The organism is Rothia nasimurium (genome assembly GCF_004569295.1).
GTDB classification, from domain to species: domain Bacteria; phylum Actinomycetota; class Actinomycetes; order Actinomycetales; family Micrococcaceae; genus Rothia; species Rothia nasimurium_B.
Genome location: NZ_SPQC01000012.1, coordinates 26192 through 49522 on the forward strand (window position 1 = coordinate 26192; position 23331 = coordinate 49522).

General features: G+C 57.2%; 19 protein-coding genes. 1 reads left to right on the forward strand and 18 read right to left on the reverse strand.

Annotated elements, in window-relative coordinates; all coding sequences use genetic code 11:
- Positions 1-5: 5 nt before the first annotated feature.
- The 18 genes from E4U03_RS13100 to E4U03_RS04695 form a co-directional block, all read right to left on the reverse strand.
- Positions 6-947, reverse strand: a complete 942-nt coding sequence (locus E4U03_RS13100; protein WP_194210382.1) for a hypothetical protein — start codon at positions 945-947, stop codon at positions 6-8.
- Positions 948-958: 11 nt separating this feature from the next.
- On the reverse strand, positions 959-1639 hold the full coding sequence (locus tag E4U03_RS04610) for a hypothetical protein (protein ID WP_135011934.1): 681 nt from the start codon (positions 1637-1639) through the stop codon (positions 959-961).
- Positions 1640-1641: 2 nt separating this feature from the next.
- Positions 1642-2982, reverse strand: coding sequence for a polysaccharide deacetylase family protein (locus E4U03_RS04615; RefSeq protein ID WP_135011936.1), 1341 nt, complete (start codon positions 2980-2982; stop codon positions 1642-1644).
- Position 2983: 1 nt separating this feature from the next.
- Positions 2984-5233, reverse strand: a complete 2250-nt coding sequence (locus E4U03_RS04620) for a hypothetical protein (protein WP_135011938.1) — start codon at positions 5231-5233, stop codon at positions 2984-2986.
- 10 nt (positions 5234-5243) lie between these two features.
- On the reverse strand, positions 5244-6029 hold the full coding sequence (locus tag E4U03_RS04625) for a hypothetical protein (RefSeq protein WP_135011940.1): 786 nt from the start codon (positions 6027-6029) through the stop codon (positions 5244-5246).
- A gap of 547 nt (positions 6030-6576) precedes the next feature.
- Positions 6577-12474, reverse strand: a complete 5898-nt coding sequence (locus tag E4U03_RS04630) for a hypothetical protein (protein WP_135011942.1) — start codon at positions 12472-12474, stop codon at positions 6577-6579.
- 36 nt (positions 12475-12510) lie between these two features.
- Positions 12511-12831 carry a hypothetical protein gene (locus tag E4U03_RS04635; protein WP_135011944.1) on the reverse strand — a complete coding sequence of 107 codons (321 nt, stop codon included), beginning with the start codon at positions 12829-12831 and terminating at the stop codon, positions 12511-12513.
- A 140-nt stretch (positions 12832-12971) separates the two neighbouring features.
- Positions 12972-13391, reverse strand: coding sequence for a hypothetical protein (locus E4U03_RS04640; protein ID WP_135011946.1), 420 nt, complete (start codon positions 13389-13391; stop codon positions 12972-12974).
- 117 nt (positions 13392-13508) lie between these two features.
- Positions 13509-14048 (reverse strand): hypothetical protein, encoded by a 540-nt coding sequence (locus E4U03_RS04645; RefSeq protein WP_135011948.1) that lies wholly within the window; start codon positions 14046-14048, stop codon positions 13509-13511.
- A gap of 20 nt (positions 14049-14068) precedes the next feature.
- The gene (locus E4U03_RS04650; protein WP_135011950.1) at positions 14069-14668 is read right to left on the reverse strand and encodes a hypothetical protein; all 600 of its coding nucleotides are present in this window, start codon (positions 14666-14668) and stop codon (positions 14069-14071) included.
- A gap of 9 nt (positions 14669-14677) precedes the next feature.
- Positions 14678-15022, reverse strand: coding sequence for a hypothetical protein (locus E4U03_RS04655; RefSeq protein ID WP_135011952.1), 345 nt, complete (start codon positions 15020-15022; stop codon positions 14678-14680).
- A gap of 367 nt (positions 15023-15389) precedes the next feature.
- The gene (locus E4U03_RS04665) at positions 15390-15926 is read right to left on the reverse strand and encodes a hypothetical protein (RefSeq protein ID WP_135011956.1); all 537 of its coding nucleotides are present in this window, start codon (positions 15924-15926) and stop codon (positions 15390-15392) included.
- A 42-nt stretch (positions 15927-15968) separates the two neighbouring features.
- A complete protein-coding gene (locus E4U03_RS04670; RefSeq protein ID WP_135011958.1) occupies positions 15969-17210 on the reverse strand; it encodes a hypothetical protein in 1242 nt (413 codons plus the stop codon).
- Positions 17211-17266: 56 nt separating this feature from the next.
- Complete coding sequence (locus tag E4U03_RS04675) at positions 17267-17773, reverse strand: hypothetical protein (protein WP_135011959.1); 507 nt, start codon at positions 17771-17773, stop codon at positions 17267-17269.
- Positions 17774-17801: 28 nt separating this feature from the next.
- Positions 17802-18851 carry a hypothetical protein gene (locus E4U03_RS04680; RefSeq protein ID WP_135011961.1) on the reverse strand — a complete coding sequence of 350 codons (1050 nt, stop codon included), beginning with the start codon at positions 18849-18851 and terminating at the stop codon, positions 17802-17804.
- On the reverse strand, positions 18817-20280 hold the full coding sequence (locus E4U03_RS04685) for a phage portal protein (protein ID WP_135011963.1): 1464 nt from the start codon (positions 20278-20280) through the stop codon (positions 18817-18819). Before E4U03_RS04685 ends, E4U03_RS04680 begins: the two co-directional genes overlap by 35 nt.
- Positions 20281-20287: 7 nt before the next feature.
- Positions 20288-21970 (reverse strand): terminase, encoded by a 1683-nt coding sequence (locus E4U03_RS04690; protein ID WP_135011965.1) that lies wholly within the window; start codon positions 21968-21970, stop codon positions 20288-20290.
- A gap of 11 nt (positions 21971-21981) precedes the next feature.
- Complete coding sequence (locus E4U03_RS04695; protein ID WP_135011967.1) at positions 21982-22398, reverse strand: hypothetical protein; 417 nt, start codon at positions 22396-22398, stop codon at positions 21982-21984.
- A 583-nt stretch (positions 22399-22981) separates the two neighbouring features.
- On the opposite strand from E4U03_RS04695, the gene E4U03_RS04700 reads away from it, so the two are divergent.
- Positions 22982-23221, forward strand: coding sequence for a hypothetical protein (locus E4U03_RS04700; protein ID WP_135011969.1), 240 nt, complete (start codon positions 22982-22984; stop codon positions 23219-23221).
- Positions 23222-23331: the final 110 nt, after the last annotated feature.

Here is a 23331-nt window from a genome sequence, read left to right on the forward strand (position 1 = left end):
CCTTCTTATGCCGCGGTGCCAGGCAGGGTCTCCGGCCAGGGGTCAGATGTCGGCCACACCCCACAAGCGTGAGCAAAATAAGCCTTATCAATGCCCTGCCCAGTCCACAGGACTCTCCCGCTTGGGCTGATACCGATATGCCCATTAGTAGCATCACGACCTTGGATTGTGACAGCTCCTCCCCAGGTAGGACGGAACCCTATTGGCATATTTCCCCCGAATATCCCCCATGAGGCAGCTTGAATGCCAGCTGATGCAGATTCAGGGATAGCTACCTGGAAAAATACCAGGTCATCACGGCGTTTTATGGTGAAGATAGCTTCGGGTGGGAATTGGGTGGGCGGTTTGAGCTCGGCATTGATATTGCGCCAGCCGGTATCTTGAATGACCGCGTCTTTGCCGGTGTCCCCCTTGGGGCCGGGTGGGCCTGCTGGGCCTTGAGGGCCGACAGGACCCATAGGCCCCGGCTCCCCCGGCACGCCCTGGGGCACAGGGAGCCGGGTCTCGGAGCCATCGGTGAGGGTGAAAACCAGCTCGCCGTCCTCGGTGGTGATGGCGGCCAGGCCGACACCGTCAGCGCCTGCCTCGCCCCGGGTCATATACTCCCCGGTCATGGGGTCAGGCACCGGGAGCACCTCAGCCAGATTTACCGGGTGCCCGGCCACCAGCTCGAAGCTAAAAGGCTCCAGCCCCACAGACCCACCAGCGTGACGCAACCGGGGGCAAGCCTTCCATGTCCAGGTGGTCGGCTGGGTAGACTTGTCGGGCACCTGCAAGGACGCGCTGAGACGCCCCTCAGCGTCCAGCTGTACTGTGACCGGCGCAGGCAGCGTCACCGCCTCATCATTGCGGGCAAAAGAAAAGGCCGGGGTAAAAACCACCGACCCAGAAAGAGGGGCACCGTCCGGGGCAAGAAAACGCCCCGACACCTGCTCAAAAACAGCCATACTTCACCCCTTTACGCAATCTTGAAAAGACGCTTAGCATCAGCCACCGCCGCCGAAACCTCAATATCAGACAGGGCGCGCTGCCATACTTTCAGTAGGCCGTAATCTTCGCGCACCGTTGATGAATACACATTCGTGCCTAGGCCGTAGAACACGCCGCTACCAGGCTGAAGCGAAAGGGGCGCACCTGCGCTAGTGCCATTGACCCAGGCTTCCACACTGCCTGCCTGAAGGCGCAGCGCGTAGACCGCAAGCTCAGCAGGTGGGCTCACCGAAAAAGTGGCCGTGGTCGCACCGGCGACGGTCAGGCGGAAGGTGCCACCACCGCCGATAGTCCACCCCGGCACGCGCACCTGCGCGGATTTGTTGGCTACCAGGGAGGCGACGATGAGGACGGTGCAGGCCCCGGGCGGGGTCGGACCGCTAGCCGTCATGGCGGCACTACCCTGGGGGATAGACACCACAGGGGCAGCCCCATCGGTGAAGCTGTTCCCGGCGCCTGCGGTGGCCAGGTTGCGGCCACCAATCATATCCGGCAGGGTTTTCACATCAGTGGTAGCTCCACCGCGTAGGGTGTGGGCAAGCCAGAGGCTAGCCCCATCATGGGGCCCGATAACCGGGGGTGTCCAGAGAGCCGAAGCGTCAAGAACCGGGGCACCTGTACTAATACCCTTAGCAGGGACCATGCTCATAATTATTTTCCTATCTCTGTAAAATGCCAACGGGTCATGGTGACCACTTCTATTTCGCCTGAATCGCGGCGGGTCTTGAGGCGGTCAAGGAAGCCCTCGATGCCGGCGCGTGTCATACGCTGGGCAGCGCCGCCGCCCTCGATGTAGCAGGCGTGCAAGCCCAGGATGACCCCGCCCCCGTTAGCGACGGCTTTATCAATGAGTTTTTCGCCGATACCGGCGGGCTTCACCCCAGCATCCTGCGGAAAATCTAGCCATTGACGGCCTGCATTCATGCGCGGCGCCCCGTCCAGGGGGTGCACGAAGTCGTTCAAGACCGGGTTGTTCATGGTGCCCGTGGCCCAGGCGTGCCCGTAATTGACCCACCGGTCATAGGCGGTGCCTACTAGGGCGAGCTCGCCCTTAGTGCCAATCAGGGGGGCGGTTTTGTACTGGACGCCCTCGGGGAAGTCGCACCCGGGCGGGATGAAGCCCAGCACGTCTTGCCCGGTCTCAGCTCGCAGGCGGTCGCGGGAGCCAATAATTTCAGCTTTCATCTGCGCCACACTGGTCACGTCGGCATGTGTGGCCCCGTGATTGCAGATTTCCACCCCATCAGCAGCGGCCATAGCTTTCACATCGGCCCAGCTCTTACCCACGCTAAACCCCGCGTAGGAGTAGCCTGCGTCAAAAGTGTTTCCGTTCAGTGCCCAACTCCAGGGCAGAGCGCGGGCCTTCATCATGGGCGCGAAAATATCCAAGGTGGCCGCCGGGTAGTCATCTGCCACGATGGCTACCACGGCCTTAGCGGTGGTACGCCGGGGCGCTGCCACAGTGCGGCGGGCACGGTCGCGCAAAAGGTCACGCTGGGCTACATCAGGCAGCGCATCCACTTGGCTCTCGACATACTCCGAGCTGACGCCGCCACCTACCGGGCGGCCCTTGTAGTTGGTGCCCACCTCATAGGTGCCAGAAGAAGGGGCCTCGATACTCATAAGCAGGCGGGAATCCCCATCAGAGGGCACGCCTAGCGCTGCCAAAGACTCAGCGCCAGAAAGCAAAAGGCGGCCACGAAAATTCGTGCCCACCTCATAGGAGCCGCCGGTTTTGGCCTCAATGGGCACCAGCGAATTTTCTTTCACCGCCTCGATAGACTCCCCGACCTCACCGGTCAGGGCGTCCATCTGGGTCTGCATCTGCTCGCTAGCTTGCTGGATTTTCTCGGAAGTCGAAGCCTCAGCCGTGGCGGCCACGGTCGAGAGTGCAGCCTCAATCGTCACCGCCTGCTTTTGGTCTTGGGTACGGCCCAAAGCCAGCATAGAAGGGTCATCATAGTAGATGCCGTAAGTGGGGGTCGTACCCATCTTATCCTCCGTGGTAAATATCAGGGGCCGCCTCAGCGGTAGCCCAGGTTGTCTTATCGGCAGTGCGGGTGGCCTCCAGCTGCGCCCAGGTCATGCCCTGGGCTCTCACAGCAGCCTCCACCTGCGCCCAGTTCCGGGAGCGGAATTCTTCGGCCACGGTGCGGATATCCAGGGTGGTGGTGCCGCTATCTGGGTCATGGGTTACGCCCTCGACCGAGCCGCGGATAATAGCGCCGAAGAGATTGCCTGACCCGTCCCGCTGTACGCCGAATAGCCTAATCATGGCGTGCATGGTAATGGTCGGGTCATAGCGGACGGTCACCTGGCGCATGCACGGGGGTGGGGCCGTGACCTTCCCCGCCAGATACTGCGCCATCTCCGTAGCGACCTTCGCGTCGGTCACCCAGCGGGTAGCGTCAATCGCCAGCACACCCGCAAAGGGGGAAGAATCAGCGGCCACCGCAACGGTGGCCTCGGTGCGCTCCACCTTCCCACGCCCGCGCATAATCGGGGTCTGCGCCCCGTGTAGCATGCGCGAAATCTGGGGGTGCTCGAACACTTCCCGGTTGGCGTCCTCACTAAACTTTTCGGTGATAACCCACTTCCAAGGCACCACCTCACGCACGGTCATGGCATACCCGCCCACCCAGCGGGTCGGGCTATCTTGGGTGGGCCCGGGCTTAGCGCAGCCGAACCAGGACCCATTCATGGAGTTGAACCCGCTCGGGTTGGCGTTGAGGTTCGAGAAGGTGGCGTCGGGGTCTACCCAGTCAGTGGCCTCGTCATATTCGATAAATCCCTCCGTATTATCCCCGGCCTTAGCCGTCCCACCCTTGCTCCACAGCTCGACGTTGTACCCGGTGGTATAGGTCGAAGCTACTTCCGAGTAGGTGACCTCCACTGCCGAGCGGCGAAGGGCAAGCTCACTCACGATTTGGTAATCGGCGATATGCTCGGCGGCGGTCAGCTCATGGGCCACAGGCTTACCCAGCAGATACTCAGCAGATTCAAAATGCGCGATACCCTCACCGTCCACCCACCAGGCGGCGCAGGTGGCCGCGGCGATTTCATCGAGCACGGAGCCCGCCGACTGGTCGCGGATAGAGGGTGAAGCGGCCAGCCCCGTAGCCCACCTACCGGGCTGAATCTGCGCAGTCTGCCGATGTGCCAGGGCAGGGTGCGCTACCCCGGTATTGGGGTCAGAGACCTGCACGCCAGCTACCCTAGCCAGAGGGTCAGCTGTGACACTGAGGTACTGGAAAGGGGCCTTGAAGCTCGTGGCAAAAGAAGCCCTGTAATCCCCCACAGCGACCTCGGTCATCTCACCGACCGTACGCAGGGAGATGACACGCTCACTAGCCCAAGTACTGGCGTCGATGGTATGTACCACCTCCGTGGTGCCCCCAACGTATCCGCGCACTACCTGAAGCTGCCGGGCGGCGGTGATATGGAAGCCAACCAACCAGTTATCGGAAGCTACCGCATACACCTGGGCTTCCCCTGCGTGGGATAGGCCAATCATGGCAGAAAGGCGGATACGACCAGCAGGGATAGGCCGACCGGTGTTGTTGTGGACGGCGACTTTGCCTGCGTCCATCCAGAGCATGCCTTCTTCATGGCGCAGGCGTGGGGAGAAGGCGCCACCGGCAGGGTTTTTGTGGGCTTGGGAGCGAATCAAGTAGCCGTTCTTCTTCCACTCGTTGGAGAAGAAAGCCCCCTGCATGGTGGCCTCAGCCCACAAACCAGCAGGCGGCGGCGGAGTCAGGTGATACCCAGCCGCCCTGAAAGCCTCAGCCACAGCCCACAGAGGCGTGGGGTAGCAGTGACGGTAGCCGTCCGCGTCCGAAGACCAGGCAATATCAAAAGTATTTTTCGGCATGACGCGCATAACCGGGGGCAGGCGGACCTTACGAGAGAAAGAATCTAGGGGGATAGTCATTTCAAGGCTGGCACTATCGATACTGTGACGAGCGGTGCTGACCGTGGGCCGGAAGGTGGCCACCAGCTTCTGCCCCTGCCAGACCTTAATCACCACAGTATCCCCTGCCAGGGGGTAGGTCTGGGTGAACGGCGAGGGGCCACCCTCAACCGTTTCTTTCGGGGGGACGATATCGCATTTAGCGTGCCAGGCCCCATTCCCGGCAGTGATACCGATACTCTCCGGCAGGGAAGAGCTAGCGGCCTGCCCCCAGGTGAGATTCTTGATACGGTACACGGTCCCCTTATATTCCAGGGTTTCACGGATAGACACGGCCACCATGTTAGTTCACCTCCGTGAGCGTCAAAGAGTAAGAAACCGGGGAATGCGGATACGCCAAGCTGCCGTGCGAGTATTGGATGTCGTCGATGGTGACCCAGGCGCAATGCCCCACGGGGGCCGCCCCCAGCTTGGTCGCGTCATGGCCCGTGCGTAGGGCAGGGGCCGCGAAAACAGTGAGCGCACCAGCGGCCACAATTTTAGCTTCCACAGCTCCGGCCGGGGCGGTAGACTCAACCTGTACCCACCCAGGCGCGGTAGTGGCAGTAGCTCTAGCAGTGTAGTGGCGCATGAGGACCCCGGCAGCGTCGCGGTACTCGATGGACAGGATACCCCCGCCCTGGTAGGCAGAACCTACCAGGGTCATACCTTCGCGCACGGGGGCAGAGGTAGAGGCGATATACCCGCCAGCCCGTGATAGCCCGTAGGCCTGCACGGGTAGGCCGTCCACGGCTCTACTGCCCAGGGGTAGGACATTGCCGGTAACTGTCTCAGAGGGGAGCATGTTCACATGCCTGCCCATGAGCGACAGCCAATACAGGCGGCGCCCACCAGAGCGGGCCAGGGCTGTGACCCGGTTAGCCCACTCCCACGGAGCCTGAACATCAACCTGCCAAGAACGCGGAGTCACACCACGGAAGAAAGCAGACCGCAGCCCAAGCGCAGACACAAACGGCGCGATAAGAGGCCCACCGCCAGAGACACTCACCGAGCCGCGATCAGCAACCGGCACCCAATGGTGGTCCTCAGTCACCAGCCAGCCCACACAATCATTCAACCCAATGCTCATGTTCCCTCTGCCCCCTCTAAAAATAAGAACTTGCCGTACCGTGATTCATCAGGCGGTAACACGAGCCCCGACAACATAATCTGGGTAGGCTCCCCCACCGCAAGGTTGATCCCTGACTCTGTCAGTAAGCCAGCACGCCTAAAATAGATACCCGATAAGTTCCCCTTATCATGCACTACGACCTGAACCGACCGAGAGCTAGGAGCGCCATCGTGTACCGCGTATCCACCCAGTTGGCTATCGTAACGTCCCCCAGGAAAAGCCAACTCCCAAGAGGCACGATTAAAGTCAAGCAAAGGAATAGTAAATTTCCAGTACTTAGGTTCACTGCACACTGACGGGTACAGCTCATATTGCGCAAGTTCAGCATCAGAGGGCGACACCCGCATCAGCTCAAACGGCGCTTCTCTTCCCGTATGCCCTAGGTTAGCCCAGCTGTCCGGGGCTGGCCTACTCATATCAAAAGGCTCCGCAGCTGGCCCCTTAGAAACGTAGAAATATGCTTTCTCTAGAACAAGCATTGCATCACGCATAGAGGTGCCTCCTTTCAGAATTTAGCCCCGTATTTCAGGTTCAACATTTGAAGCTCCGAATGCACGGCGCGCCCGTCCAAATTAAGAACTAATTGGACAGGGACATTCATTGCCTCAATAGAGGACAGAGCAGGTTCTATAGCCAAAGCTACGGCCCTCCCCAAGGCCTCGCTGTCAATGCCAGTAACACCCCCACCAGCAGGCGTGACCCCGCCGTCCCGGTACTGGTTGATGGTGTACCCAAACCGGTGAGCCACCTCAGAGAGAATACGAGTAGACCGCTCCCGCTTAGAAGCAGCCAAAGGGATATAAGCCTCCCCGCCAGTCTCAGGCTCAGCCCACACTCTAAAGGGGTAAGAAGGGCGGGCAATCATAGCCTGATGATTCTCGCTGAATCCACCACTGGCGAAGGTCTGCACCCCGGCCCCATTCACCATGCCGCCATCAGCAAACCCTAGCTTTGAGGCCACCGCTCTAAACGTTGCTGTGAACGTGCCACTAAACCCACGAGCCGCATTCACCAAAGAACTAATGGTTCCGCTGGCGTTATCGCGGGCGTTAAGCGTAGCGGTGTAGGTTGAGCGGTTCCAGCCTTCACCGCCCTGTTGAGCTTGTCCCACTGCACGGGCCGCCGGGCCATTATTACCGGATAAGGTGGCTGTAAAGGTCGAGGAGTTAAACACCCCACCGAGAATATCCATAGCCCCCTTGGCCAGCGAGAAGGGCCCACTATTACCAGCCAGTACAGCAGTGAAGGTCGAGGAGTTAAACAGCCCACCGATACCATCAGCAGACCCCTTAGCCCCGATAAACGGCGCCTCGTTGCCTGCCAGCGTGGCAGTGTAGGTTGCAGCGTTATGTTTCTGTCCCTCAGCTTCAGCCGCGGCTTTCTTCTCCTGGAAAGGGGTATTGTCCCCGTCAAGGGTTGCTGTCCCGCGAGCCTCAACCGAGAACTGAGCCAGCGACGAACCGACCTGAGCCATCTTCTCAGCAACCGGATCAGAGTTGGCGTTAAAGATAACAGGGTTCTGCTCAACCTGAGTTTTTTTGTCCTCCCAGTTGCCGGGCAACGCATTGACAATGGTGTTCCACTCTTCAGAATCCAATCGCAGAGCCTGTCGTATCTCTTCACCGTTCATGCCCTGGCGGAGCATGTCATAGGCGGCAAGGACCGCTGCCTCAGTAGCGGCGTTCGACACAACAGTAACTTCTGATACCGTGCCGTTCATGGCCGTCAAAGACTCCAGTAGCTTGCTCTGAGACTCCCGCACCTCGTCCACATTAGACGAGACGTGAGCTACCCAGTCCTGACCTGTTAGTCCCTGGAGGTTAGCCTCGGCAGCATAGAACTTCTCAGCAAACCCCGGGTTCTCCAAATCCATGCGAGCTACCCAAGTCTTAGACCCGAGCACCTCACCATCACGAAGAACCTTATCCGAGATTTTGTACCATTCCTCAGCGTCAAGGCCGACCTTGGCGCGCCAGGCGGCATTATCAAACTCAGCCCCCTGGACCTTCGCGGCAACAACCGCATCCAGGAAAGCAGAATTATCACCGCCAAGAACAGCTACCCGTTCTTCATCGGTAAAGTCACGGCCCCGCTCAATCACCTCATTGAGTACCGCTTGAGCGTCCGTACCATCAGCCAACAGTGACGCCTCAAAGACTGATGAAGACCAGTTATACCCAGCCTTCACCATGCCCTCAATAGCAGAAGAAGCAACATCAGGATTAGCCTTCAAGAACGCGGTGAACGCCTTACCGTCAAAGACTCGGCCTTGTTTCTCTACAGCGGCTTGGGCCTTCATGTAGTCTTCGGCGCGGCCCATAAAGGTGACCTCAACAGTCCAGGGCTCACCAGCTATATCACGCAGGTAGCTCTCAGCCTGTTGTGCATCCGCACCCATCTGCTGTAGCTGTTCTGAGGCACTAGAACGCCATAACGCCATGACCTCATTCGCCGCAGCCGCCGCTTCTGTGGTGTTCTTATCATGTGCCTTAGCGTTATCGTAAACCGCCTGCGCATGGCTGAGAGCCGTGTCATAGGACTGAGATAGGGCTGAATCAAGTTGGGCTAGTTCAGAAACCGTAGTATCAAGACGCCACGATGTCTTTCCCAGAGCATTCTCGTACTCCTGAAAAGCACCAACCCCACCCTTACCAGCCTCAGCAACCGCGCTAAAGGCCGACCCCAGACTACCGAGAGCCTGCTCATGAGTATTCAGACTCCCCAGGAAAGAGCGAGTTGAACCATTGATCAGGTCAAGGACTTCCTTAGCCGCAGCTGCCTTCTGCACGGTAGAAGAATACTCGTTATTAAGAACCTCCTGCTGCTTCTTTAAAGCGGCTGCTTCACGGGTCGTTGTACCCATAGAACGAGCATATTCCTCATGCTTACGCTTAGCCTCTTTGAGTGCATCATTATGGCGGTCCCATTCAGAACGCAAATCGCGGAACATGGCATCGGTAATCTTAGCCGCCTCAGCGGAGCCAAAGAGACTTATTGCCTGTTCCTCGGTGAGTGCCCCGTTCTCGTCAATAATACGGTTCGCTTCTTCTAGAGCACCACGGTAATCTGACCAGTTCCCGCCGGAAGCTGCAACGTCCGCACCCAAGTCAGCCATAGTCTTGCCGGTAGCCTTGACAGCTCCCTCAAAGGTCCATATCTGCTCGGTTCCGGGTAAAAGGTTCATAGTCCATTCATTGGCCTTATCAAACCAGTTGCCCACAGCGGTACCGTAGTTCTCAAAGCCCCGTGTCAGCTGCTCTGCTGTTTGCATTGTGACGTTGCCTGCCTCATCGAGAGAACCTTGCAGCGCTTGAGTGTGCTGTTTAGCCTCAGCAACCTCAGCAGCCCATATACCAACGGCAGCTCCTGCAACAGCAAACGCAACGCCCCAGGGGCCGCCCAAGAAGTTGGTGAGCCCGCCCAGCGCCCCGCGTAGCCCTGAGACCCCCACATTTTTGACGCCCGTCAAGGCAGTGGAGAAACGCCCGGCGGCCCCGGCTGCCCCATCATAGTTGGTGCCGTTCATAGCCCCGCGTATCTGGGCAAGGCCCAAGGCTGCCTGGCCTGCGTTGCGCCCGATAGGTCCGAACTCTCTGTTCATTAAGTGCAGGTGCCCGGTTGCAGTTTCAAAGGACGCACCGTTACGCACTAGGCCAGACATGTGTTTCCAGCCATCGCCAAAAGCCCGAACCTTACCACTTGCCAGCCCGGCAGCTGACCCTAGGAGTGGGAACTGTGCACCCAGCCCAGCAATCACTGACCCGCCGCCAGCAGACCTGAGCTTACCCAGAGCAAAGGCCGTAGCGCCGATGGCTAGAGCGGTACCCTGCACCGGCCCGGGTAGTTCAGCGAACCACTTTAGGCCCTGGCCTAACCCCTCAGCGAGAATACCGGTGAAGACATGGGCAATGTCAAGGGCCTCAACTGCAAAATCAGCAAGAACTGGGATAGCGGCATTCATGCCGTCAGTGAGAGTTCCCATGTCTCCCCAAGCACGGAAGAAGGCATCAGCTATTTTCTGCCCGGCAAGAGCCAGCTGCCCGGCAGTGCTAGCGGCCTGCCCATAGGCATTGCCCATGTTCACAAACAGTGGCCCAGATTCTCGGGCGGCCTGGTTGATGTCGTGCATGAACTGGCCTGTACCTTCAAGGGCACTAGAACCAGTCAGCAGCTTACCCATGTGCCCTAGGATGATGCCTACAGTATCGCCGGTGGTACGCCCATAGTCTTCCCAGTAGCCGCTGGTGCGGATAATGGAGTCCATGAGTATGCCGAACCCATCGGCTGAGGACTTCGCCCCGTCTTTAGCGCCGCGGAAAATATCAGCCATACCACCTTGCCACAGGTCACTGTGCATGGTGGTGTCGATACGCTCCGCCCCTAGCGCGAAGGCCTCAAGGCCCCCGTACCCAGCGGTCTCAGCGGCCTGACCCACAGCAGAGAAAATACCCCAGGTGTGCTTGAGCGCCCCACCCAGGTAGGTTGCTTCCTCCCCGGCGCGGCGCAACCAAGCATCCAGGTTGCCGTTCTCTTTAGAAACCCTAATGAAGTTTGCCCACTTGTTAGCCAAAATAGTGAGCTGGCCCCCTAGGTAGGGCAGGTGAGTTGAACCAACTGCCGCAATATCAAGCAGGGACTGGGTGAAAGGCTGGGCTGCGCCGGTAGCATTCTCAAGGCCCAGGCGGGCGTTCTCCAAGGAGAGCGACATATCCCCACTGTCATGCCAGGCGTTCAGCCCAGCAAGAGCACCAGAGAAAAAACGGCCCTGCGCTTCATAGGCATCCTCCCAGTAATCAGCGATAGGAGCTGTGGTCTCAGACATACGCGCCAGCTCACCCTGCACCTGAGTGAAGAACCGTTGCTTACCCGAGCGGTCCGCGGCCTTGAACATCTCCGCCAAGGCTTCCGCGGTATCAGCTGCTAGAGCGTTAATCTCACGCAGAGCCTCAGTGTCCCCCGTAAGGGCACCGGTAAACTCCTTGACACCACGGGTAGAGACAGCCGCAGCCGTACCCACCGCCCCCAGGGCCGCCGGAAGAATCAGCACACCCTTACCCAAAGCCACCACATCACGGGTCATAGCTGCCAGCCCACCAGCACCAGCGGTAAGGGCTCCCACACCGGCGGTCAGAACGGTCAGCAACTTTCCACTACCAGTAGCTAACTTGTCCATGTTCTGGGCTGATAAACTCATGGCATCAGTAAATCGGCCTATGAACCCGAGTGCCCCCATAGAACGGGCACCAAGAACAAACATATCCCGGTATTTGCTAGAGATATGGTCAATATCCTTATCCAGGGCCCCACCAGACTGTAGAAGGGACTGGACCCTGGTGAGGGAGTGGTCAAGGCGGGCGAAGATACGCACCGTACGAGTACGCTCTAAGGCAATGAGCTGTGATTCAGCTAGAGCCGTATCAGCCTCCACCCGCAGGCGTGCTACCTTATCCCGTGCAAAATCTTCTGCCGCCCACTGGCGCAACCCAGCGTACTGCGCATTATCTAGCTCTTTGGCCTGCCGAAGAATACGGTCAAGGGTCTGGGAGATAGATTCTTGCTCTCGACGCTGAGAAACCAGCAAGCCCCTCACCTGCTCAGCGCTGCCCACGTTAATAGTGTGCATGGCCTGAGCAAGCTCGAACTGTTCTTCCAGAATCTTAGTCTTACGAGCATAGACGCGTTCAGCGCTAGCAAGAGAATGTTGCTCCTGCTCAACGAGGGCTCCCATGTTCCGTTGAAGATTTTCCTGAGCCCTAGCACTTTTACGCACCTGGGCATGGTGCTGTTCGTGTGCAGCTTTCAGTTCTTCAACGGCTTTGGCCTGTTCCTGCACTGCGGCGGTTGCCCGCTTAAGGGCTCGCTCGTTTTTCTTTGAGTTATTCTCTGAGTAAGCAGCGGTTGCGGCGCTCAGCTTCTCTTGAGCCTCTAGAAGTTTCTGACTCTGTTCTGCCAGGCTCTTCTGGGAGCGCTCTAGAGCGTTTTGGGCGCGGGTCAGGTCAGAGAGCTTTACCCGCCCCAGATTGTTGTACTTTCGAGTCAGCTCGTCCACACGGTCGCGGTGGGCGTTAATGGCCGCGTCTGCCTGCTCCGTATCAGCCCCGAGCTTCACTACAGTGTTCTGGAAGCGGTCAATCTCCCGCGCAACCCGGGACAAATCACGGCGCACCTGCGCATCGCTCAAACGAAGCCGCATATCAACAGTGGTCTCAGCAGAACGAGCAATACCCTGCACCTGGGCGCGCACCTTACCCTGTGAACCCCGAGCAACCTCAGGGGTTACAGGCACCTGCCCCTCTACACCACGTAGTTCTTGCATAACTTTACGGCGCGTTTCGGAACGGAAACCGTCAGCGTCAGGGCGCACCTTTACCGCCACAGCACCGACCAGATTCAGATTAGCCAATAGGCCCACCCCTCCCAGGGAGTACGTAGAAAATGTTTAGGTATAAGCTCCCATCAGGAAGCTCTTCAAGTCAGAGAGCGAAGAAAAGGTATTTGATTCCTTCTCAGGCTCCAGCGCCCCTGTTATCGCGGTGGGGCCGATAGGCTTGTAGTCCTCAGCTGGTGCCTGCGAGACTGTCCCGCGTAGGGCTGTACCTAGATTCACCGCATTCGCTATCTGAGCCAGGAGCATGTTGGTATGCCCCCACAGGTAGGAGTCATCAACGAGAGCGTCGAATTCTTTTTCATCAGCGGTGCGGGTATCTTCTACCTCGTCTGCACCCTGGGCCTGCTTCAAGGTTGCGTGCCAGTGCGCCATGAACATGCAGTCCTCAGGCAGGCCAGAAAGCAGGGTCAGCACGTGTGAGGGAGTAGCCGGTATATCCCCTCGCAACCAAGCGGTTAGGTCAAACCCGTAGACCCTCAGCAGGTCTGCATAGGCGTGACCGTCTCGCCCTTCTAAGAGTTCTGCGAGGGCGTAGCTTCCCCCGAGGACAGGTCATAGTGCTCGTGGTAGGTGTTCAGAACCTTCTGCCACAGCGCGAAGTCCAGGCCAACGCTCTTGCGGAAAGCGTCAAAGTCTTTAGTGCTCTCGCTCAACTGACGCATGACCGTAACGATACGTTCACTCACATAGTCGTATACATCTTGGGTGGACTCAGCGATACGGTTCTCTTCTTCGGCGCTAATACGACCGGAATAGAGGCGGGAGAGGAAGAGAGCAAGGTCGCTATAAGCAGCGCGGGTCTTCTTATCTGCCCGTAACCAATACTTGAACTTCAGTTCTTTGGGGTCGGCGCTGTCGCCCCAGGTGATAGACCAGCTTCCAAAGGTCTTATTGAGGTCTTCTTGCAGGATATTAATATTCAGGTGAGCCATAAACGCTTCTCTTCCTCATTCGTACTTGCGTGCTGTTCGTTAAATAGATTGGTGCCAGAGCGAAACAGTGGAATGCTTCACTCTGGCACCATCATGTATGTATGCGGTGTCCCCTGGTTAGGATCCGACCACCATAATGTGCTCTTCACCTTCTGGCTTCTGCGGGGTAAAGACCACAGGCAGTTCAGTCAAGGAGGTGGTGTTAGTGATACCGGGAGCAGTCTCACCAATAGCAGAGCAACGCTTAGCGTAGAAGAACAGCTTCTCATTGCCGTCCTCAAACACGGCCACCCAAGACCCACGGGATACGTGGGAGGTTTCGGGGATGAATACCTTGCCTTCTTCGACCTTGGCGTTACCACCGAAAGCTAGCTTGAGGATAACGTCATCCCACTGGTGGAACTTCACGGTATAGGAATAGGACTTAGCGGCAACATCAACACGTAGGTTCTTGTCCTGGAGAGAACCTAGGGTGGAGCGTTCACCGCCTTCAGTGTTACCGACCATGATATCTTCAAGAGAGGTGTGGCCTAAGTTGGCAAACCCGGCGTCTTCTAGTGCCTTGCGGGTGACGGTGGCAGGGAGTTCTTTGGTCCCAGTTTCGTCCCAGAAGAAATAGCCGGTTGAAATTTTACGGACTTTAGTGCTATCAAGCATGAATCAATGCTCCTTTTATACTATGGGCCGGGTATAAGATACGGGTTTTTCGTATCCTTATCCGGCCGTATCAGTAATGAAAAATTCTGTTCATACCGCACCGCTTCCTTAGGTAGGGATGGGTACTGAACAATGTTGGTTGCTGTTTGAAAATCAGAGACCCGCACCGGATCAACAAAGGCCCGCACCCCCGCTATGTGCCCGCACCCAGGGACAACGACCTGGTCCTGCCAGGCCCCCAAGATGACGTGCTGGGCAGCTTCGATAAGATACGCAGCCTGCTTCTCTGCCTCCAGACCAATAGCGATAGCTGAGACGCTAACCTTAACCGAACGGATAAACCTGTTATCATCCGGATAAATACCGTTGGTCGCGTTGGCCCTAGTGGAGCGAGCAATAATCAACGGCAACCCCAGGCCCTCGTAGTGTTCGGTATGAACATTCACGCCCTGCGGCTCAAAGGCCGGCTTAAGAAGACCCATGAGTAGCTCTTCCACAGGAGCGAACACCGGGTAGATGGTAGGGACCGGCGCTGAGGTTGCGTCAGGGATGAGGTCATCATCGTATAGCTCTTCAGGATCAACCACCGGGGGTTGTTCCCGTTTATAGTGATAGACCATTGCCTCCTCCTACCGTCTAAATCGTTGAGCTAGGGCATCATGTAGAACCCTGTGCCGCATTTCGATACCTGCCGCTGCGGCCTTACGTTCTTCGGGGGAAGCCCCAGGAGTGTTATCTTGAAGCACGACGTACTGGTCTAGCTCACCTTGAGTGACATACACGTCCGAGGTGCCTGTCCTCTGCTGTGGGCGTGTATCAAGGAGCAAGTCGGCTATCGTCCCAATCTTTTGCGCCTCAGTGCGTACTGCCGCGCGTACACCAGGTAGGTGCGAGACAATATCTCCTACTGATCCGGCCCCGTAGTGGGGGCGCGGTGCACCGGAGTTATCAATAAATCCGAGCCACTTAGCCACCTTGGGGCTCCTCCCCTAGACGGTTGCGTGACCTGATTTTGAACTCCCAGTGGCGAATAGCACGTGAACCTCCGGTAGAAAGATGGGGCGGGGTAACAATATCCCACTCTTCGCCGCGGAAAACGACCCGGGCGTACGCGCCACCGCGCATATGCCGGGTTGAGAGCCGTAGGTTGTGAATAGAGACCTGTCCTATCAAGTCGCTAGCGACCATACGCTCTTCCGTGACCGTCACTCGGATAACCTCAGGTGTTTTGCCCGGGCGTAAGGAGAAACTACCCTGACGATTACGTACTCGCACCTCGGGGTAAATCTCGCAGATTTCTTCTCCCCGGTCTAATAGCTTTGTTCTAGGCATCCGGCACCGTCACTTCCCGCGCCCCTGATATGGAACCAGGCCCCGGTATTCATCACCTGGGGCATACGGTATCGGATAAGGGTAACCAATAGGCACAGAGCCATCGTGTTGTCCCCATGCCCCGGAGAATCTTTCACGAGAGCGTGGGATAGGCATGTCCGGGTTTGAGATAGGAACTGAGCGGAGCGCCCCGCGCATGAGCTTCTTGCCGGCGGCGTCCTCCAGTCGGTCAATCTCAGCAGGGGTCAAATAAGCGCCCTGTGCAAAAGCTTTATCTCGCTCCAGCGAAGCGGCATCAGCGCGCTCTGACACGAACCCGCCTAGGTTCATGTATAGGCGGGCGGATGCCTCAATGAGAACCTGGTGAGCAACCGGGGGCATATTGTCTATACCCCACATTGGTGAGCCATGGTACTGCACCAGAACAAGGACGGAAGCCAGGGCCTGCCGGGCTTCTGCTACATCCTGGTCAGTTACGATAGGTTCACCAGCGCGGGCAGCTAGCTGTTGCAGATATGTTTCAGGGAAAATGCTAGGATCAACCACTACTATCTACTCCTTCTTTGCTCTCTTACCAGTGCGGTACTCTTAGCCGCCCTGGGGAGCCGAATCGTCCGTTGCCTTCTTGCGGCCACGCGCCGGTACACTGCGGATACCATCCTCGATACCCAGCTCAGCGACAGCGTTTTCTTTAACCTTGCCGGTGGCAACATTCTGGTAAGTCTGGTCAAGGAAGACAGTGGTAGAGGTCGCCTCAATACGCTCATTCTTGAAGAGCTTAGCGAGGTAAGAGTCAGCCTCAGCTCCCTTGCCAGTACCAGTGCCAGAGCCGGGGGTTACATCGGTACCCTTGCCCAGAATAAGCTTGGCACCGCGGATAAAGTAGGTTTCTTCGGAGATGTGCAGCTGGTTTTCGGTATCACGTACACCGGCAAAGTCCTGCGCGTAGTTGAACGCGGTGTAAGAGTTCAGAATAGAACGGCCCTGGAGGTACCCAGGGTCATAATCCAGGATATGAGTCATCGCCAGGTTGCCCACAGTCGTCTGATAGGCGTTGACCAGACCAGGCATGATGCCAGGGGCAGCAGACCACTGGAGGAAAGCGTCCTTGGTGTACAGGTAAAGTTCATCCGGGTTGATGGTCAAGTCTTCGACGATAGTGACACCGGCGTAGGTGCCGATGGTCATCTGGCTAAAGGCGTCTTCATCACCGGTGCCAGTGTGTAGGGCAAGCTTCTGGTTCTTGCGCAGTTCAGTAGCCCAGTTGGAGCCTGCAACAGCATAGATGGAGGTGCCGGTCAGAGGTGAGCCCATGCGCGCCAGGGCGTTCTTAGCATCCACAATCTCGTTGGCAATCAAGTCACGGCCTAGAGCAATCTGTTCTTTGATTTTGGTGGGGGTGATGTCTACGTACTTCACGTACTCATAAGGTGCGTTCTGCACGAGCTGGCCTGCGCGCAGTTCGAAGGCTTCGGCCATGGCCTTGCCCTGGTCGACGAGTAGTTCACCCCAAGAACCTTCAAGGTCGAAGTCGAAGACTTCCTGGCGCAAGCTGGTGGCCTGGTACATGCGGTTGGTGTCAACCTTTAGCTGTACAACGGTTTCGCTCACGTGGTCAGCCTTGATGGGCTGGGCACGGTCGTTGTACAGGGCATACTCTCGAACGTGCAGGGGTGAGCGTACGCGCATGTTGACCACGTCTCCATGTCGACCGGTGAACTTATCATCGGCCATGCGGGTGAATGTATTTGAGACTACTAGCGCCTGGTGGGTTGCGGCCTGTGCCAGTGCTAGGGAGCGGTTGTCAATAATCTGGTTGTCGTAAGTCATCGACACACCCTTTCAAAAATGTAATGGTGATATAAAAATGCCAAGAAGCAAGAGACTTACTTCTTGGCAAGACGACGCGCTAATTCGGCTGCGTCAAATGATTCAGCGCTTTTGCGGGGCTCCAGGCCCCCGTATGCTTCGGAGACAGGGCGGGGCTTAGGCTTACCGCCTGCCGCCTGAACGCCCCCAAGGTGGGAAGCCAGTGTCTTAGCTCGCTGAGCTAAAGAATCCAGGTCGTCTCCGAGGAAATCAATGAGAGAGGCAGGAAGCTGATACTCCGCGGCAACTTCTACGCGCTTAGCCTGAACCTGCCGCTCGGTTTCTTTCTGCTCTAGAGCAGCTAGACGCTCTAACAGCTCGCTGTTCTCCGCCTTCGTCTCATTGGCGGTTACCCGGCGACCTGCGTTCTCTTTGCGTAGCTGGTTAATCTCCTTGACGTAGCGCTCATTATCAGTGCGCGCCTGGGCAAGTTCTTCTTTCAGCTTCTCCACATCGATATTTCCTTCGGCCTTAGTATCTTCGACCTGGCTATCAGTAGGTTCTACCTGCTGGTTATCTGACATGGGTTTACCTCCTGGGTAATAGTTATTCTTATAAGGTGTAGACGCTGGTGTCATTCGTGTTGATGACGCCAGCGTTCCGTTCTTTATGGGTGGTAATCCACCGTCTGTAAGCACGGCGCATCGCGCGGGATGCCGAGACTGCGTCAGTACCCTGTATGCCGTCGGTTACTTTGTGCCACATCTGCCGATAGAAGACATTGCGTTCAGGTAAGTCTTCTTCACCGCCGACGTGGCGGAAGATGGGGTAGCACTTACAATTCGGGTGTGCTGACCTGATATAGGTGAGCACATCATCAAAGGCTCCCGGCAGGGTGCGGGCGTCAGTATGTTCAACAACCCACTGCCTGCTGTATTGGTTAGGCTTCCGAAATGAGTTAGCTGCCAGCATGGCACAGAAGGCGCATGGGGTTGCCGAGGTGCCCCGTGCCCAAAGCAGAACACTGGGGTCAAATGAGGCGGCATACATGCCAACATCACGCCCACCCCCAAGGACTGCCTTATCAGCAAGCCCCGTCGCGTGTGCCTGTGGTGAGGGCTTATTCTTCACAACGTTGGTCAGTAGGGCCGCCACCTGCCCGGGCACTTGAGGAGAGGGACGGGGCCAGTCAAAAGGATTAACACGAACCGGGGCGTCCGACATATCGCGCACCGACAACTTACCAACAGCCTCAGCCAGAGATTCTAAAGAGAGCCCAGATGCCGACTCTTCGTTGCGCATCAGAACAGAACGCACATCAGCGCCCAAGTCGCTATGTGACTGGGGTAAGGCCGCAACAGCTTCGACAGAACGCACAAGTTCTGCCCCCATCTGGCGGGCAGTCCTCACACCACCGACAGGCTCCCCCCATGAACTTCCAGTCTGAAAGACGCGCCCTAGCTGGTAAGCAGAAACAGCTAGGTGCACTGATAGTTCCCTCAGCTCCGCAACCTGCGCCGACACCAGCCGCGCCCATCCTTGAACACCGGTCCCGCTCACCGGATCAACGCCCATAAACTGGGAAGCGGCAAGAGCACCGCCTATGAGCCCCAGCTGGGCTTGGGCGCTACGGTGAATCTGCTCCACTTGTTCCAGGTTCATGCTCACCCCCGAACAAATCAAGGGTGATACGTTCCCGACCAGCAGACACCACCGTGCCTGTGCCATCGAGATTCTCTGCCAGCTTCTCGTCCTGGGCCATGTTGTCCCACTTGATAATATCTGCATCTGTAGTCCCCGGAATACGAGACCACAAGCCACGCCCGGGAACCCCCAAAGAAGCAGAAGCCTTACCCAGCGCGTCCACAATCTGCGCCATAGACTGGTCGTTCATATCGGCCCACCGCACCTGATACTGTGCATCCTGCGGTTCTGGGAACCCATAACAGCGACGCACCAGGCCCATGAGCTGAGTCACCGATTCACCCCATGATACTTTGAGCATATGGGTAAAGCGCTTGGTCTGCCCCATAGCAGCTTCGATAGTCTCACCCGATAGGTTATTCATTGAACCCAGCAGGGAGTGCGGCGGGATATTAGCCATCACCGCGAAGGTGCGGATAGCGTTATCTAAGGCGGTAACGAAACCATCAACAGGTGTCCCAGCAAGGGTGCCAAACTTGGCATCTGGCGCCTCAGTAACCAGCATACGAGCCTGAGATAATTCGATGGGTTTAGAGATGATAAACCCGTTCGCGTCCTTGATTGGCTCGCCAGTCTTCTCATTGATGACCGGCTCACCGATCATACCGGAGGCCCACCGTACTGCAAACGACCCGTACCCTTGAGTGACCAACAGGTCGAAGGCTGACTGATTCACCCTATCCTGGGCGGGAATAAGAGGCTCCACCACGCCCATGGCGTTCCCCTCGTCGTCCAGGTGGCAGGGGAAGGAAACGACCGGGCACTGCCCCAGCTGGTGTTCCTGTACTAGAACATCTGGGGAGTCTAACCATTCTGGGCTGAACACGTTACCCATGGTGTTATCTGTGGGGACAGTGATAATCCGTTCATCGTCCATGAACACTAGTTCGCATTTGCCTGTGGGGTAAGTGCGTGTAGTGACTGCAAACATGGGGACGCGGTCATTTACTGGGTCGCGGAAGAACGCTACAGTGTCCATGGTTGTCAGCAGGCGCAAGACCCCATCGACGGGGTCAACCATCACATAGGCCCGCCCATAGGTGAGAGAGGTCTTAAATACGGTGACCTGCTGGGCACGGAACCCGGACTGGGCCCAGATTCCCCACTCTGGCGGGTTCAGGTCAACCCCACCGTTAACGGGGTCGACCTGCCAGAAACCCTCCACAAAAGCCATGCGAGCGGGAATATCAACAGCCAGGCGCATCAGGTTAGTAGTTGAGCGGCGCACCAAATCGTGCATCTGCGGGTCTACATTCAAGGGCACTTTAGGTTTTAGCTGAGTCCCTCCCAGGTAGTCACGCAAACGTGATAGTTTCTGCTTGTCGTCTTGCGCTTTGCTCCAGGCTGTTTGTAGTGCTTCGCGCACTTCATCATCAGATAAAGCCATACGTTTCTTACCCCTGTATCAGTCGTCGGTGGTAGCGTCGTTTCTCAGCTCCACGCTCTGCTAAATCTCGGGCGGCCATATAAGCCAACGTCCCGGCGATAAGGACGTCAATTTTGTGTTTAGATTCGCGGCCACCACGCTTACCAAATTTCACGCCGTGCCGGTCATACCGCGCTTCAGCGTTCAGCATGTGCGCCCGCAGATACGGGTCGCCATTCAAAAAGACCTTGCCCTCACGTACATCAGAAATGAATGCCTCATTGTTTTTAGCGATACGAGCACTATTACCGCGCATATCAAAACCAACAGCAGAATCAGGTGTTGCCCGAATGCGCAGGGTATTACGGTATTGTTCAGACCAGGCGTTCACATAGGACGTCATAGGATACACGTCGGCGTAGAAAGCCCGCACCTCATACCGGCCCATAGCAAAATGGACAACCGAATCAACACGGTCATTATCCACTTTCCAATGCTCCACCCCATCGGGGCGTTCCCACACCGCAATGGGCACCAGCAGCCTATCGCGCATCCTAAAGGCAACAAGCGCTGTAGAGTCATCCGAATAACCGCCATCGAATCCCAACGTGATTTCGTCTCCAGGGGCCAAATCGCTAATAGCCCCATCGGTGTCTTCTCTGGTGCACCGGTCAATATCACGCACGTCAAAAAGCGCTTCGTCGTCTGTCCAGACCTGGTTGTACCACATGCGCCGCTTCTGCGATAAAGGCAGGTCTCCTCGTAGAATCTCAGCTTTATTGTTCTCCCAGGATAGCCAGGTGGCGTCCCCGCGCACCTGCTCAAGAATCAAAGGTGCCCAGGCAGCATTCATCGGCGCGTTAGGGTGAGCTTCCAAAGAATCGTAGAGAATCCCAGTGGGCTCGGCTAGCCCGTCCCATACCTTCTGCTCGGCTTCACGGGTACGTTCTGCCTGTGAGCCGTGCCCTGGGACATAGGCGTTAGTAATACACAGCATGCGCCCCTGACGCGGGTAAGGCACCTTAGCAAGGTTGCCGGTAATGGTGTTGTAGAACTCAATACCATCATTCGATTTATCCCAGTGGTGTGTCTCGTTAGCAATGAAAAAGGTAAGACGCACACCTTCCATGCTTTTAGGTGATGTGCCGTAGGTACTCAGCCGTTGCCCATGCCCGGCGTAGATATTCTCTTTCTGGATTTCCATTCCGTACTTCTGACGGGTACGCATGGGAACAATAGACTGGAAGAAGGCGCGGGTATTAGCGGTCTGCTCTTTCGAGGTAGCCCCTAGCCCGACCCAGGCGTTCGGGTTGGGCTTACCCAGCACATGACCGCGAACATCTTTCCAATAGGTACAAGGGCCCACCAACTCGACGATGCACAACACCGCAGCTAGCGGGTCTTTGCCCCAGCCCTTACAGCGCTGCAACACGGCGGTCTGGTATGCGAAGCGGTTCTGGGAATCTAGGGCGTAGAACCAAAGAATGAACCGCTCCTGCTCAGGGGTAGGAGTGAACGGCCCATCGCCTTCAAAGTTAGTTAGGTGCTCGGCAATCCAGCCCAGCACATGCCAGCCGAGAGTACGTTCAGGCAGAACGTATTCACCGTCTTCATCTTTATCCCAGGTAGGGCCGATAATCTGCGCGGGAAAATAGGTCTCGAGGTTCTCAGGTGAGGGTTCTAGTAGGGCGATATCATCAGATGACAGCACTGTTTCCCCCTTTATGATGTTTTACGCGCCCTATAGTTATCGATGTAGGCCAGTTCCGTTTCTTCTTGTGTCTGGGCGCCGGAGAGGTTTTCAAGTTCAATACGCATACGACGGCGTTCAGCTTCAGAACCGCCCAGGGACTTCAATTGCCCCATCACAAATTCGAATTGATTAGCACTCGAGCATCCCTTGTCGTACCATGCCTGCAAACCTTCGCACGCGATCCAGACCAGCTCAACGTCAGTCTGCTCAAAGAACGCGGCAATACCAGATTGCTCAAAAGACCGATACATGCGCTTTACCGCAGGCACCCACCCGACCGACGGTTCAGGCCATTCCTGGATGCCCAGGGCTTGGCCGCGTTTAGTTTCTACTTCTTCTTTGTTACGTCGTGTGCGTTGGGAGTCTCGTTTGCGTTGCGCTGGCATCTAGCCGCCTCCTCATGGTGTTCAGTAGCCTCGTCGCCTGGACGGAGCTACCGGGGTAATTCGTTTTGATGGGTCTTCTTCTGCGCGTCTAACTATGGCTTTTGCTCTTGCAATATTCTGCTTTTTGGCTTCTGCGCCTTCTTGTGCGGATTTGCGGTAGTGGTGTTTTTCGCACAGTGCCCGCAGGTTATCGATGGAGTCAGAGCCCTTGCGGTCGATATGGTCGCACTGGTTAGCTGGTGCTGAGCAGCGTCCGCCGTTAGGATAGAGCCATTGGCATTTCCATTGGTCGCGTTCCATGACGGCTAGCCGTCTGGCTGCCCAGTCTTTGGGTAGCCGTTCACGTCGATTAGATGTGTGCCAGGCCATATTTTTATCCGTTTCGTAAACCCTGAACCGTACATTTTGTCGATTGCTATGACAAGCGGTATTGCCCTTATGCGGCCTGTGGGGGTACCCCCCACCCCTTAGCGGGGTCGGGGTGGTGTCCCTGTACCCCTGGCGGTGCCAGGCGCCCAGAAGGCCGCGCAGGGCTTTTGGCCGGCGCGGCGGTGGGAGTAAGCAAGAGAGAGTGAGTGCAAGCGTGAGCGAGAGCAGCAGGGAGCAGGGAGCAGGGAAGGCTATCTATGCAGAGCGCATAGGTGGCGCTGAGTGGGTGAGCACCGGCGGGCTGGCTAAGCTGGCCGGTGTAAGCAGCGCGTATATCCGGCAGCTGAGGGCGGCGGGCAAGCTGCCGGAGCCTGAAAGCCTCATGGACGATGGGAGCCGCACCCTCCCCCTGTGGAGCGCGGCCAGCGCTGAGGCCTGGGCTAAGAGCCGCTAGCCCCCCTACCCCCTGCCAAATAGCCCTGCGCCTTATATAGGCGCGGGGCTTTTTTACACCCCCAGAGTCGAACATGCATTCGATTTTGGGGGCATTTTTCGTGTCCTGAA